Source organism: Sorangium sp. So ce1504 (assembly GCF_051521635.1).
GTDB classification, from domain to species: Bacteria; Myxococcota_A; Polyangia; order Polyangiales; family Polyangiaceae; genus Sorangium; species Sorangium cellulosum_B.
This window is the reverse complement of record NZ_CP150365.1, coordinates 2,439,837-2,452,702: the sequence shown is the minus strand read 5'-3', so window position 1 is coordinate 2,452,702 and position 12,866 is coordinate 2,439,837. Positions and strand designations below refer to the sequence as shown.

11 protein-coding genes and 1 tRNA gene are annotated in these 12,866 nt (G+C 72.6%); 4 read left to right on the top strand and 8 right to left on the bottom strand.

The features are described from left to right. From WMF39_RS09445 to WMF39_RS09430, 4 genes are all read right to left on the bottom strand, one after another. Positions 1-576, bottom strand: a complete 576-nt coding sequence (locus tag WMF39_RS09445) for a DUF3501 family protein (protein ID WP_437745207.1) — start codon at positions 574-576, stop codon at positions 1-3. Positions 577-610: 34 nt separating this feature from the next. Then, positions 611-1,969, bottom strand: coding sequence for a hypothetical protein (locus WMF39_RS09440; protein WP_437745206.1), 1,359 nt, complete (start codon positions 1,967-1,969; stop codon positions 611-613). A 169-nt stretch (positions 1,970-2,138) separates the two neighbouring features. Further along, positions 2,139-2,567, bottom strand: coding sequence for a rubrerythrin family protein (locus tag WMF39_RS09435; RefSeq protein WP_437745205.1), 429 nt, complete (start codon positions 2,565-2,567; stop codon positions 2,139-2,141). Positions 2,568-2,654: 87 nt separating this feature from the next. Further along, positions 2,655-3,305 carry a Fur family transcriptional regulator gene (locus WMF39_RS09430; RefSeq protein WP_437745204.1) on the bottom strand — a complete coding sequence of 217 codons (651 nt, stop codon included), beginning with the start codon at positions 3,303-3,305 and terminating at the stop codon, positions 2,655-2,657. Between the two features lie 346 nt (positions 3,306-3,651). Between WMF39_RS09430 and rpsU the strand changes: the two genes are divergently transcribed. From rpsU to WMF39_RS09415, 3 genes are all read left to right on the top strand, one after another. Beyond that, positions 3,652-3,876 (top strand): 30S ribosomal protein S21, encoded by a 225-nt coding sequence (gene rpsU / locus WMF39_RS09425; RefSeq protein WP_012234386.1) that lies wholly within the window; start codon positions 3,652-3,654, stop codon positions 3,874-3,876. Between the two features lie 202 nt (positions 3,877-4,078). Continuing rightward, positions 4,079-5,182, top strand: coding sequence for a glycosyltransferase (locus WMF39_RS09420; RefSeq protein ID WP_437745203.1), 1,104 nt, complete (start codon positions 4,079-4,081; stop codon positions 5,180-5,182). Between the two features lie 209 nt (positions 5,183-5,391). Further along, positions 5,392-5,466 (top strand) — tRNA-Pro (locus WMF39_RS09415). 149 nt (positions 5,467-5,615) lie between these two features. Here the strand turns inward: WMF39_RS09415 and WMF39_RS09410 are convergent. Continuing rightward, positions 5,616-7,220: an amidase family protein gene (locus WMF39_RS09410; protein WP_437745202.1), complete on the bottom strand. Its 1,605-nt coding sequence runs from the start codon at positions 7,218-7,220 to the stop codon at positions 5,616-5,618. Between the two features lie 89 nt (positions 7,221-7,309). Here WMF39_RS09410 and WMF39_RS09405 point away from each other — a divergent pair, with 89 nt between their 5' ends. Continuing rightward, a complete protein-coding gene (locus WMF39_RS09405) occupies positions 7,310-10,033 on the top strand; it encodes an ATP-dependent RNA helicase (protein ID WP_437745201.1) in 2,724 nt (907 codons plus the stop codon). A gap of 1 nt (position 10,034) precedes the next feature. On the opposite strand, the gene WMF39_RS09400 is transcribed toward WMF39_RS09405, so the two are convergent. The 3 genes from WMF39_RS09400 to WMF39_RS09390 all read right to left on the bottom strand — a co-directional run bounded on the left by WMF39_RS09400 (position 10,035) and on the right by WMF39_RS09390 (position 12,628). After that, positions 10,035-11,072 carry a hypothetical protein gene (locus WMF39_RS09400; RefSeq protein WP_437745200.1) on the bottom strand — a complete coding sequence of 346 codons (1,038 nt, stop codon included), beginning with the start codon at positions 11,070-11,072 and terminating at the stop codon, positions 10,035-10,037. After that, on the bottom strand, positions 11,072-12,166 hold the full coding sequence (locus WMF39_RS09395) for a bifunctional chorismate mutase/prephenate dehydratase (protein WP_437745199.1): 1,095 nt from the start codon (positions 12,164-12,166) through the stop codon (positions 11,072-11,074). Before WMF39_RS09395 ends, WMF39_RS09400 begins: the two co-directional genes overlap by 1 nt. Positions 12,167-12,289: 123 nt before the next feature. Further along, entirely contained in the window at positions 12,290-12,628 is a 339-nt protein-coding gene (locus WMF39_RS09390) for an FmdB family zinc ribbon protein (RefSeq protein ID WP_437745198.1), read from the bottom strand. Between the last annotated feature and the right edge of the window lie 238 nt (positions 12,629-12,866).

The following is a 12,866-nucleotide window of genomic DNA, read 5'->3' as shown; positions in this document are numbered from 1 at the left end:
CTAGGACAGGTCCTCGGCGAGCTTCTCCAGGGTCGCTCTCCCGAGCGGCGCCTTCACCGCGTAGCGCGGGTGCCCGACGACGAGCGATACCGTCGCTTTCTTCGCCTTGATCGCGGCCTGCGCCTCGGCCGGGAGATCCGCCTTGAGGTAATGCACGGCCGTCGTGCGGTCTTCCATCGATCCGTCGCGCTTGCCGAGCGCCCGCGCGGCGACGCCGTCGACCTCGATCGACACGGTGTCCTCGAGGCCCACCAGATCGATGAGCATCCGGTCGCGCAGCGCTCGATCGGGGATCTCGACGAAGAGCGTCAGGCTGAGCTGCCCCGCGCCCGGGATGAGATCGTTGTACGTCTCGATCTCGTGGAGGATGCCGCTCTCGCTCGTGATGCGCTCGGTGCGGAGCATCTCCTGGATCTGGAAGAGCACCGAGTCGCGGTTCTCGAACACCGCGGTCAGGTGGTCTCCGATCCGCACGCGGCGGGGCCGCTTCTCCTCGATGATGCGGCTGCGGAATCGCTCGCGGATCGCCTCGTATTCGCCGATCCCGAGCACCTCGTTGCGATCGATGGGACGCATGACGCTCCTCTCCTTGACGACTTCGGACCGAGGTTCACGGCGTCGGGCCGAGCCCGTACGCGTGGGCGAGCGCCTCGACCGGGTGCAGCACCTTCGCGCCGTTCTCCTTGACCATCCTGAGACCCGCGAGGGTGCAGTCGCTGACGATGACGTCCGCGCCGGCGACGCCGCGCACGAGCTTCGACGCGTACTTGCGCCCGGTCTCGTAGTGGGCCGCCTTCATCCCCCACGTGCCGTCGACCGCCGAGCACTGCTCGATGACGCGCACGTCCGTGTCGGGGACGACGCCGAGCACCCTGGCGCCCGGGAAGCCGATCTTCTGCGCGCGCAGGTGGCACGCGGCGTGGTACGCGATCGTGCCGAGCCCCTTCTTGAACTCGCGGTTGAGCTTCTTCTCGCGGCCGAGCTGGACGAGGAACTCCATCATGTCGACCGTCGCGGCCGCGACCTCGCGCGCCTCCGCCGTCTGCAGGTACTCCGGCCACTCCTTCTTCATCGTGTAGCCGCACGTCGGGCCGATCACGACGATCTTCCTCCCCCTGCGCACGTGCGGCAGCAGGAGCGCGACGTTGTGCTTCACCTTCGCGTTGAAGGCCGCGAGATCGCCGCCGTCGAGGTTCGGCATCCCGCAGCACGTCAGCGCCCCCGCAGGGGTGTCTCGCGGATCGTCCGCCGAGGAGCAGCCAGGGACGTGCACCGCGTAGCCGTTGTGCTCGAGGACGCGGACCGCCGCCTCGGGGACCGCGGGCGTGTTGTACTCGCCGTAGCAGGTCGCGAAGAGCACCACGTCACCTTGCTTGCCGGCGCCGGCCGCGGCGCCGTGCTCCGCGAACCAGGACGAGAACGGCCTGCGCGCCATCTCCGGGAGCGGGAACTCCGACGAGATCCCGGTCACCTTCTCCTGCACCTTGCGCAGCAGGCGGCTCGCCTGCACGAGGTTCGCGAGCGGCGCGGCGGCGCCGGAGCCCAGCTCGCCGATCAGCTGCGGCTCGCCGAGGATCCTGTCCACCAGCGGGATGCCCTCCCGCTGGGCGCGCACCGCGCGCTCTCGCGCGAGCACGCGCGGGAAATCCAGGAGCTCGTACGCGTGCTCGTCGGCCGTGTACGGGCACTTGATGTAGCAGAGCTTGCATTGCCAGCACTCGTCGCCGACAGCCTTGAAGTCATCGTAGGTGAGGGCCTCGGCGCCTTCGGCGACGCCGGCCTCGATGTCCCTGTCGACGCGCGCGAAGAGCTCGGGGAACGAGCCGCAATACCCGACGCACATGCGGCACTCGTGACAGATCTGGAACGTCCGCCGCAGCTCGGCCTCGAGATCGCGGGGCTCGAGATATCGCTCGTCGTTCGGCGAGGTCGCCGGTGGACGGTCTGGTGCACGCCGGATGACGCTCACTGGTCGGTTCCTCTCAACATCGTCAACATGGGGTACGGCGCGAAGGGACGGCTCGCCGCGCGGCCCGGCGCCGGACAGCCTTCGGGGCCGCGATGGCGCGCGCGCCCCGGGTCGAGTCGCCGTCGGTTCGGCGCGCCCCGGAGCGCTCGCGCGCTCGCGTCGGTCGATCTCAGAAGTCGAGCGACTGCAGCGCCTTCGTGAAGCGCCCGGCGTGAGACTTCTCGGCCTTCGCGAGCGTCTCGAACCACTCCGCGATGTCGTCGAAGCCCTCGTCGCGGGCCTCCTTCGCGAAGCCCGGGTACATCGTCTCGTACTCGTGGGTCTCGCCGGCGACGGCGGCCTTCAGGTTCTTCTCCGTGCTGCCGATCGGCAAGCCGGTCGCCGGGTCGCCCGCCTGCTTGAGGTAATCGAGGTGGCCGTGCGCGTGGCCGGTCTCGCCGTCCGCCGTGTCCTTGAAGAGACCGGCGACATCGGGGCGACCTTCGACATCGGCGACCTTTGCGAAGTACAGGTAGCGGCGGTTGGCCTGCGACTCCCCGGCGAACGCGTCCTTCAGGTTCTGGTGCGTCTTCGTGCCCGTAAGCTGCTTGCTTGTCATGGGTTCGCTCTCCTTCCTTCGGTTGAACGGCTGGGATGATGAGTCCTTGGTGCCCGCGCAGGTCGGCTCGGCGGCGCGGTGGATCCGCTAGACACGTCCAGGGCGCCGCGCCCCTCGAGCCTCTGCAGGGCGGAGTCGACTGCTCGCCGCGCTTCGCCGGGCGTCTTGCGCCTTGCCCCGCGCGCCTTCGCCACCCCGGGTGCCCTTCGCGCAGGCAGCGCAGAGCCCCCGGTAGATCCGCTCGACCGCGCGGACCTCGAAGCCGGGCGCGGCCGTGAGGGGCGCGGGGGCGATCTCGTCCGAGCGCCCGGCGGATGGGCCTACCGGCGCGCACGGCACATCGCGGACGAGCCCGCAGCGATCGCAGACCGCGTGATGATGCGCCGCCATGTTCGGGTCGAAGCGCGAGGCGCCCGGCGACAGCGACAGCGCGACGCACAGCCCCGCGGACGCCAGCGCGTCGAGCGTGTTGTAGACGGTGGCGAAGCTCATGGTCGGCAGCGCCGGCCGGAGCCGCTCGAACAGCTCCTGCGCCGTCGGATGCGTCGGATCCGCCGCGAGCTCGCGCACGATCGCCAGGCGCTGCGGCGTCAGCTTGAGCCCCGAGGCTCGCACGCACGCCAGCATCGAGGCGATCCGGGTATCCTCCTCGACCGCGCTGCGCTCGAAGCCGACCGCGCGCCCCCGGACATCGCGGGGCGCGGCCCCCTTTCCAGCAGCTGTCCGCGAGGTGGCCACAGCGAGATGTGTACTTAGAAAGTTTCTCAGGTGCAAGTCCCAATAATTACCGACGGACAGCCGAAAAATCCGGGGCCTGATGCAGATTTCGGCGGAACCTGGCGAGCCAGGCGAGCTTGGCGAGCCTGGCGGAACAGGCGGGGCAGCTGAAACAGGTGGAACAGGTGAAACCACCGAAACAGCCCGGACGTCGCGCCGCGACGTCATGCTCCGCGGCCGTCGGGAGGTCTTGCGAGGCTAGAAGGCCTCTGCCATAGTGCGCGCCCCGCGATGCCGGCCCCCCGCCGGCTTGCATTCTGCCCGCCAACTGGGCCAGTTTTTTTCCCAGCAGAGGACGCTTCGAGACATGCCGACCGACGCCATTCAGTGCAAACCGCTCGAGGTCGCCGTGGGCGACAAGGGTATCGAGCGCGCCATCAAGCATCTCAAGAGGAAGATGGCCGCCGAGGGGATCCTCCGCGAGCTGAAGCGCCGCCGGCACTACATGAAGCCGTCCGTGAAGCGACGGAAGAAGGCCTCGGAGGCCGCTCGCCGCCGTCGGAAGCGGTCGAAGATGGACATGGTCGCATAGAGCGACCGCCCCTCGCGCGAGAGCAGCTGGCCAAGACGCAGAAGACGCACACGGACGCTTGATTCGAGCGTCCGCGGCGTGCTCTGCGTCTTGTCATTTTGTTCGTCCAGCAGTTGCCCCGGTAGCGTGGATGCAACCGCGGCTGCGCGCCGGAGCGACGCGGAGGCGGCGCCCGCGCCGCGTCCAGCCTGGTGAGGTCCCCATGCGCGCCGTGGTGGTCACGACGTCCTATCCGGTCAGCGAAGAGGATCCCTCCGGCCATTTCGTGCGGTCGTCGGCGGAGGCGCTCGCGCGCAGCGGCGCCGAGGTCCACGTGATCGCCGCCGGCGGCTCGATCCTCGATCCACCCTCTCGGGACGGCCGGCTCGTCGTCCATCGGGCAGGCGGGGGCGCGCTGTTCGCGTGGCCCGGCGCCGTGGCGCGCGCGCGCGAGTCGCCGCTCCGGCTGCTCTCCATGGCGCCGTTCGCGGCCGGCGTGCTCGAGCGGCTCCGTGAGATCGGGCCTGTCGGTCGCGCGGTGGCGCACTGGATCATCCCGTGCGCGTGGCCGCTCCTGCTCGCGCTTCCGCGCACGCCGCTCGAGGTGCACGCGCACGGCGCCGACGTCCGGCTCCTGCTCCGCGCGCCGCGCGCGGCTCGCGCCGCGGTGGTGGGCGCGCTCCTCCGGCGCGACGCGCGCTTCGTCTTCGCGGCGCGCGCGCTGCGCGACGCGCTCGCAGGCTCGCTCGCTCCGGAGCAGGCTCGCGCGCTGGACCTCGCCTCGCGCGTCGAGCCCCCCGTGTTCGATCTGCCGCCGGTGGCGGGGCGCGCTGCCGCGCTCCGTCGCGAGATCGTGAAGGGCCCCGGCGAGCGCCTCGCCGTCGTCGCGTGCCGGCTGATCCCGACGAAGCGGGTCGAGCTCGCGATCGAGGCGGTGCGCGCTGCAGGACCCGGGTTGCGCCTCGTCGTCGTCGGAGACGGTCCAGAGCGCGGCGCGCTCGAGCGCCTCGCGAGCCACGGCGACCTCGATGCAGGGAGCTCGCGCGGCGCGGGCATCACGGCGACGAGCGACGGCAACGCGGCGGTGCGCTTCACGGGCACGCTCCCGCGGAGGGAAGCGCTCGCATGGATCGGCGCAGCAGACGTGCTGCTGCACCCTTCATCGCACGAGGCCGCCCCCACGGTGATCCGCGAGGCGCGCGCGCTCGGCGTGCCGGTCATCGCCTGCGACGCGGGCGACGTGGTCGCATGGGCCAGGTGCGACGACGGGATCCTCGTCGCGGACAGCACGGCGCAGGGCCTCGCTGCCGCGCTCCGCAGCATCTGACCGCGCCGCTCGGATCGCGCGCCCGCGACGTCGCGCGGAGAGCCCCGGCGTTTTCGTCGGACGATCCGCGCCCCGCGTCCGGCTGCATCCAGCGCCAAACGCCCCGTCTGGAGCGAGTCTGCGATCCTCGATGCGATGCCCTTGCAATTCCCAAGGCTTCGACTACGGTGCGCCCTCGCTCCGCACCGAAACGTGGCGGCGGAGTGGCTCGGGGCGTAGCGCAGCCTGGTTAGCGCACTTGACTGGGGGTCAAGGGGTCGGTGGTTCGAATCCACTCGCCCCGACTGGTCCGGCGGAGAGGTTCTCCGGCGGACCTTTCGGCTTTGTAGGGCTTCAGCTTTTGTCGACTGTGGACGCGCCGGACAGCGACCGCGCGGCGGCATCATCGAGCTCCGGTGTCGTCCTGGTCAGCCGGCTCCCGGCGTTCGCCGCGTCATCCGGCGAGCGAAGGCGGTGAGACAGGCGTGGCGGGCCGATCGGCCTCGCCGGCGAGCTCGTCCTCGATGGCGATCATGGCGGCCATCACCAGGTGCTCGGTGAAGGGGAAGCCGACCACCTGCACCCCGACGGGCAGGCCCACGCTCTTCGCATCGACCTCGGCGGCCCGCTTCTCCAGCCGGTCGCGCGGCCGCTCGCGGCGCGCCTCCTCGGGCCGCACGCGGGTCACGGGGACGACGCCAGCCGGGAACTGCGTGAGGTTCCACAGCATCGCGGCGCTGCCCGCGAGGACGAAGTCGCGCGACGCGGCGTGCGGCAGGGCCGGCGTGGCGTACGGCGGGCAGAGCAGCAGGTCGAGCGCTTCGGCGCGCATCGCCGACGCGATCGCGGCGCGCGCCTCGCGCAGGGCGTGCGTGGTGCGCCAGAACTCCGAGACCGACTTCGGCCCGGTGACCTCGAGGAGACGCTGGAGCCGCCGCTCGCCCGCGAGACCAGCGACGCGCGCGGCGGCGCGGCGCGCGAACGGCGGGAGCGAGGCCATCGTGCGGAGCGAGCGGAGCGAGACGTCGATGTCCGTCCCCTCGCTGCCGTCCTCGCCGGCGTCGAGGAGCGACAGCGCCGTCGCGCCGCCGTCCGCCGAGAGCGCCGCGAAATACGCGTAGACCGCGTCGGGGATCCCGGGCGGCGTGAACGGCACGACCGTCGCGCCCCGCGCGCGCAGGGCCGACGCCGCCTTCGCGACCGCGCGGGCGACGGCGGTCGAGGGAGGCACCAGCCCGTCGTCGCAGTAGAACCCGACGCGCAGGCGCGCCACCTCGACGCTCGCTGGCTCGACCATCGGGAGCGGCGGCACGCGCACGTCGAGCTCCGCCATCGACGCGGGATCGAGCTCGGACATGACGAGCGCGAGGTCGCGGGCGCTCCTGGCCATCGGCCCGATTTGCGCGCGGATCGCCTCCTGTCCGAGGAGCGCCGTGTTGCTCCCCTTGTTGGTCCAGCGATCGAGCGTGGGCTTGAGGCCGACGATGCCGCAGCAGTGCGCGGGGACGCGGATGCTGCCGCCGATGTCCGTTCCGATGCCGAGCGGCGACATCCCCGCCGCGATGGCGGCCGCCTCGCCGCCGGACGAGCCGCCCGGGCTGTGATCGAGGCTCCACGGGTTCGCCGTCTGCCCGAAGAGCGGGTTGCGCGCCTCGTTGTACAGGAGCAGCTGCGAGACGTTCGTGCGCCCGAGGATCACGGCCCCCGCGCGTCGGAGCAGCGCGGTCACCGTCGCGTCGCTGGTCGCCCGATGCCCCCTGCGGGAGGCGACGCCGAGCGTGGAGGCCATGCCGGCCATGTCGAGCGACTCCTTCACGGTGATCGGGAGCCCGTGGAGCGGGCCGCGGATGTCCCCGCGACGGCGCTCCTCGTCGAGGCCGCGGGCGGCCGCGAGCGCCTCGTCGCGGAGCACCAAGGTGAAGGCGCGGAGCCGCGGCTCGAGCGCCTCGATGCGCGCCAGGTGCGCCCGCGTGAGCTCCTCGGAGCTGATCTCGCGCGCCGCCAGGAGCGTGGCGAGCGCGGTCGCTGAAAGATGGGTCGGATCGGTCGATGCGCTCACGGCAATTCGACGAGTATCACAGGTCCGCGCGCGCCAAGGATTGCTAGGCTCCGCTGCCGCGCGCCCATCGCGCGGAGAGCGCCGAAGCCATGCAGCCGCTGCCGATCGATCCGATCCTCCCCGATCTCTGCGCCGCCCTGCGCGCGCGCCCGAGCGTGGTGCTCGAGGCCCCGCCCGGGGCGGGCAAGACGACGCGCGTGCCGCGCGCGCTGCTCGACGCGGGCTTCGCGGAGCGCGGCGAGATCCTGGTGCTCGAGCCGCGGCGGCTCGCGGCGCGCCTGTCCGCGCGGCGCGTGGCCGAAGAGCTCGGCGAGCGCGTGGGCGAGACCGTGGGCTACACGATGCGCTTCGAGGAGGCGTCCAGCCCGGCCACGCGCGTCCGCTTCGTGACCGAGGGCGTGCTGACGCGGCGGCTCCTCGTCGATCGCGAGCTCCGGGGCGTGAGCGCCGTGGTGCTCGACGAGTTCCACGAGCGGCACCTCGCCGGCGACGTCGCGCTCGCGCTGCTCCGGCGCCTGCAGCGCGGCGCGCGGCCCGATCTCCGCCTCGTGGTGATGTCCGCGACGCTCGACGCCGGGCCGATCGCGGCGTTCCTCGGCGGGCCGGAGGCGCAGCCCGCCCCGGCGGCCGAGGCCGAGCGCGGCCACGAAACCACAGCGGCGGGAGCCTCGGTGGCGCCGACCCTGCGCGCCGAGGGGCGGATGTTCGACGTCGCGATCGAGTACCTGCCGAGCGCCCGGGTGAGCCCGTCGACCCACGCCGCGGGCGACCGCCGCGCCCCGGCGCACTGGGGCGACAGGACGCTCGAGAGCCTTGTCGCGTCGTCGGTGCGGCAGCTCATCGAGGAGGGGCTCGACGGTGACGTGCTTGTGTTCCTGCCCGGCTCCGCGGAGATCAGGCGGGCGATGGAAGCGTGCGCAGCCATCGCGAAGAGCGAGGACCTGCTGCTCCTGCCGCTCCACGGCTCGCTGTCCGCGGCCGAGCAGGACCGCGCGGTGCGCCCCGCGGATCGGCGAAAGATCATCCTCTCGACCAACGTGGCCGAGACCTCCGTGACCATCGATGGTGTCGTCGCGGTCGTCGACAGCGGCCTCGCGCGCGTGGCCGCGCACGCGCCGTGGTCGGGGTTGCCGACGCTCCGCGTCGCGCCCATCGCCCGCGCCTCCGCGGCGCAGCGCGCGGGGCGCGCCGGGCGGACGCGGCCCGGCCGCTGCCTCCGGCTCTACACGCGCGGGGATCTCGCCTCGCGGCCGGAGCACGAGGCGCCCGAGATCCGCCGGCTCGACCTCGCGGAGACGGTGCTCGAGCTCTGCGCCGCCGGGGTCACGGATCTCGAGGCGTTCGGGTGGCTGGAGGCGCCGCCCGCCGCCGGGCTCGCCGCGGCCGAGGCGCTGCTCGTGCGGCTCGGCGCGCTCGACGAGGGGCGGCGCGTGACGCCGACCGGACGGCGTATGCTTCGCTTCCCGGCGCATCCGCGTCAGGCGCGGATGATCGTCGAGGCCGAGCGGCGAGGCGTCGCCGGCGACGGGTGCACGCTCGCGGCGCTCGTCGCGGAGCGCGACCTCGGCGCGCCGTCGGGCGCGCGGGAGCCCCATGGTCGGAGGAGCGACGCGCGGCACAGCTCCGACCTGCTCGCCGCGCTCCAGGCCTTCGAGGAGGCGGATCGCGCGCGGTTCGCGGCGGACCGCCTGCGGTGGCTGGGCGTGGACCCGGCGCGCGCGCTCATCGTGGAGCGGACGCGCAAGCAGCTCTCGCGGCTCGCCGATCACCGGAGCGCCGCGCCGCCGGAGACCGTCGAGGCGCGCGAGCTCGCCCAGCGCATCGCGATCCTCTCCGGATACCCCGACCGGGTCGGGCGCCTCCGCCGGCCGACCAGCGCGACGGGTCGGACCGGACGGGAGGTCGTGCTCGCCGCCGGCGGGACGGCCGCGCTCTCCGAGGCGAGCGTCATCGACGAGGTCGATCTCGTGGTCGCGGTCGACATCGAGGAGCGCAGCGAGGGCCGCTCGGCGCGCACGGTCGTCCGGGCGGCGAGCGCGATCGAGGCCGACTGGCTGCTCGACCTCTTCACGGACGCGATCCGGGACACGACGGAGGCGACGTGGAACGCCGCCGCGGAGCGCGTCGAGGTCGTTCGCCGGCTGTCGTACGACGCCCTCGTGCTCGACGAGGCGCGGCCGGCCGCCGGCGCCAGCGGTCCGCTGGCGGAAGCGGCGGCGCGGGAGCTCGCGGCGCAGGCGAGAGCGAAGGGGTGGCGAGCGTTCGTGAAGGGCGACGCCCTCGATAGCTGGCTCTCGCGGGTCGCGTTCGCGCGCGCGCACTGCCCCGACGCAGCGCTACCCGACGTGGGCGAGGACGCGGTGCTCGCCGCGCTCGAGGCGCTCTGCGACGGGCGCAGGAGCTTCGCCGAGCTCCGCGACGCCGATCTCTCGAGCGCCGTGCAGGCCTCGCTGGGCCCCGCGAAGGCGCGAGCGCTCGCCGAGCTCGCCCCCGAGTCGATCGTCCTGCCCGGCGGCCGGCGGGCGCGCCTCGAGTATGCGGCGGGCGCGCCACCGTCGCTCGCGTCCCGGCTGCAGGACTTCTTCGGCATGGCGGAGGGGCCGCGCGTCGCCGGTGGCCGGGTGCCTGTCGTGCTGCACCTGTGCGCGCCGAACCAGCGCCCCGTGCAGGTCACGACCGATCTGTCGGGGTTCTGGGCGCGCCACTATCCCGCCATCGCGAAGGAGCTCCGCCGCCGCTACCCGAAGCACGCGTGGCCGGACGACCCCGCCCACGCCGCGCCGCCCTCGCGCGCGCCGCTCCGCAAGGCTTGAGTCAGCGCACGAGCGCCACGCTCCGCACCGTGTCGGCGACCGTGCGGAGGAGCATTCGCACGATCCCCTCGCCGAGGGGCAGCGTGAACGCGACGTCGCTCTCGCGCTGCGCGACCTGCATCGGAGGGACCGAGCCGTAGCCGAAGCCCCACGAGGAGAGCAGCGTCGCGATCCTGGCGATCTGCTCGAGGTTGCGAAGCGCGACCGCGCCGTTCGCCGCGCTCTGCGGGTCCGTGTACGTGAGGGCGCCGGCGAAGTTGACCCCGGGCGGCTGGAAGTTGCCGATGACGCGCACGTACTGGAGCCCCGCGAGGAAGGGGAACTGCCCCGCCGCAGACGCGACCGCCGCCTGGCTCGAGAGGTCGCCGGCCACGGCGAACGACGCTCCCTTGGTCCCGAGCAGCTCGACCATCCACGAAGGCACGGAGCGCGTCAGCTTGCCGGAGCGGAGCCGATCGAGGGCCCGCCGCATCCCGGTCTCGTTGCCGGTGAGGATCGTGTGCGGCGTGAGCACGACGAAGCCGACGTTGCCGGCCGTGAAGAGATCGTTGTCCGCGTAGCGCGTCTTCACGAGCGGCGCGCCGATCACGGTGACCGACCTGGCGTCGGCGGAGCGGCGGATCGCGTCGACGTCGAAGTTGCCCTGCATCACGGCGCAGAAATCCGCGCCCTGCATGGCATAGAGACCGCCGTAGACCTTCACGATGTCGCGCGACGGGACGAAGTTCGACTCGGGCCCCAGCGGGAGCAGGCTCGTGACGATCTGGTTGACCTCGCCTCCCAGGCCGGAAGTGAACATGGCCGCCGCGTCGAGGTATCCGAGCATCACCGCGCCGCTCGGAAGGACGGCCAGGGGGTCGCGATCGATCGCCGTCGCGTCGATCTTCTCTCCGCCGACCAGCGCGAGGCTGTCGTCGGCGCCGCCGCAGCCGCCGAGCGCCTGGAGGGCGAGCGCCGCGATCGCGATCGCGCCCGCCGCGCGGCGCAGGGCGGCAGCGCCTCGGGAATGGAACAGCGTCCGCACCATCACGCTCGCCATCAAGCTCGCTCGTGCGGCGGGTCGGGGCGCTCCAGCGGGAAGGAGCCGATGATCTTCAGCATCTTCGTCTCGCGCTTCACGCCCTCGAGCGCCGCGACGAGCGCCCGATCGGTCGTGTGTCCGCTGACCTCCACGTAGAACACGTAGTCCCAGCCCTCGCCGGGCACGGGGCGGGAGTGGACCCGCCGGAGGTTGCAGCTGCGCTCCTTGAAGTGCTGGAGGATGTCGTGGAGCCCGCCGGGCCGATCGTGGACGCTGAAGAGGACCGCCGTGGCGTCGTGGCCCGAGCGCGGCGACGGGAGCCGGGACAGCACCGCGTAGCGGATCCGGAGCTCCCCCTCGTCGCCGACGTTCTCGCGGGCGACCCTGAGCTCCTGCCCGCCCGCGAAGCCGCGGGGGACGATGGCGGCGCTGCCCTCGTTCTCCGCCGCGAGATCCCAGGCGGCCTGCGGGCCCCGCACGTCGAGCACCAGCGCGCGCGGGTGCTGGAGCTCGAGGTAGTTCACGCAGGCCACGTGGTCCTGAGGAGAGGAGTACACCCGCTCGACGTCGGCGAGGTTGCCCGTCCGGTTCACGAGGTCGAGCGCCTGCACCAGCTGGCGCTCGCCGACCACCTTGAGATCGGCGCCGCCGATCGCCTGGATCGTCGGGAAGATCGGCCCTTCCTTGAACGACTCGTACGGGACCACCGCGAAGTCTGCGCGCGAGCGCGCGACCTCCTCGATGGCGGCGAGGGGGCTGTCGGCGCGGACGAACTCGCCTCCGATCCCGAAGTGATCGTGCGCCGCGGTCCAGCCATAGTCGCCCTCGGCCCCCAGGTACGCCACCCGGGGCGCGACCTCGAACGCGCGCGAGGCCGCGTCGATGGCGACGAAGATCGGCCGCACCGCGCGCTGCGGGAACGGCGGCGTCGCGGCGCGCTCGAGCGCCTGCATGTGGGCTGCGTCGGCCGTGGGGGCGAACCGGGCCGTGCCTGTCCTCAACTTGGCAAGCTCGTGCGCGATGCGAGCCCGCCGCTCGATGCTGCGAAGGATTTCTTGATCCAGCTCCGTGAGCTGCCGGCGGAGCTCCTCAAGTCGCTTTCTCTCATCCATCCAGGGCACCCTAGCACCGCGCCCGGCGCCGGTGGGCACGCAGCACTACCGGCGCACCACGACGGCGCCACCGCGCGCTGCGCCGCGCTGGCCACACCCCCGTCGCTGCTCGCCGAGTTGGCGTCAGGCCGCCGCGGAGGCGGACGACGCGCTGGAGTCGCTCTTGGTGTTGCCGCCCGCCGGCGAGGCGCTGCTCGACCCGGAGTCCGAGCTCGCCCCCTCCGACCCTGAGGAGCTGCCCGACCCCCCGTCCGACTTCGCGGGCGGCTTGTTCGACCCCGAGGAGTAGAGGTCGGAGTACCAGCCACTGCCCTTGAGGATGAATCCCGTGCCGCGCGAGATCTGTCGCCGGGCTGTCGCGTTGAGGCACGACGGGCACTCCGAGAGCGCGGCCTCCTTGATGGACTGCTCGGCCTCCCATTCATGCGCGCAAGATGTGCAGGCGTACTCGTAAGTGGGCATGACGTTTCTACTCCTCGGAACAACCCGAGGAGTATGGCCACGTTAGCCACCTGTCAAGGCGGCTGCCAGAAGCACACCTTGCGCTTCGGACATCGCTGCACCAGCGGGATGCGCAAGACCTGGTCCTCGGTGCGCGTGAGGAGCCAGGATTCCGCTCTTGCCGCGCGGCGCCAGCCCACGTAGACCCCGAGACGCCAGTTGTGACGGTACGTGGCGTGCTGTGACGATACGTTTAAGC

What these genes read in the sequence shown, in the direction of transcription:
- WMF39_RS09395 (WP_437745199.1), bottom strand. Translation starts at nt 12,166, where the DNA reads ATGGATGAGAGAAAGCGACTTGAGGAGCTCCGCCGGCAGCTCACGGAG.
- rpsU (WP_012234386.1), top strand. Translation starts at nt 3,652, where the DNA reads ATGCCGACCGACGCCATTCAGTGCAAACCGCTCGAGGTCGCCGTGGGC.
- WMF39_RS09445 (WP_437745207.1), bottom strand. Translation starts at nt 576, where the DNA reads ATGCGTCCCATCGATCGCAACGAGGTGCTCGGGATCGGCGAATACGAG.
- WMF39_RS09390 (WP_437745198.1), bottom strand. Translation starts at nt 12,628, where the DNA reads ATGCCCACTTACGAGTACGCCTGCACATCTTGCGCGCATGAATGGGAG.
- WMF39_RS09420 (WP_437745203.1), top strand. Translation starts at nt 4,079, where the DNA reads ATGCGCGCCGTGGTGGTCACGACGTCCTATCCGGTCAGCGAAGAGGAT.
- WMF39_RS09435 (WP_437745205.1), bottom strand. Translation starts at nt 2,567, where the DNA reads ATGACAAGCAAGCAGCTTACGGGCACGAAGACGCACCAGAACCTGAAG.
- WMF39_RS09405 (WP_437745201.1), top strand. Translation starts at nt 7,310, where the DNA reads ATGCAGCCGCTGCCGATCGATCCGATCCTCCCCGATCTCTGCGCCGCC.
- WMF39_RS09400 (WP_437745200.1), bottom strand. Translation starts at nt 11,072, where the DNA reads ATGGCGAGCGTGATGGTGCGGACGCTGTTCCATTCCCGAGGCGCTGCC.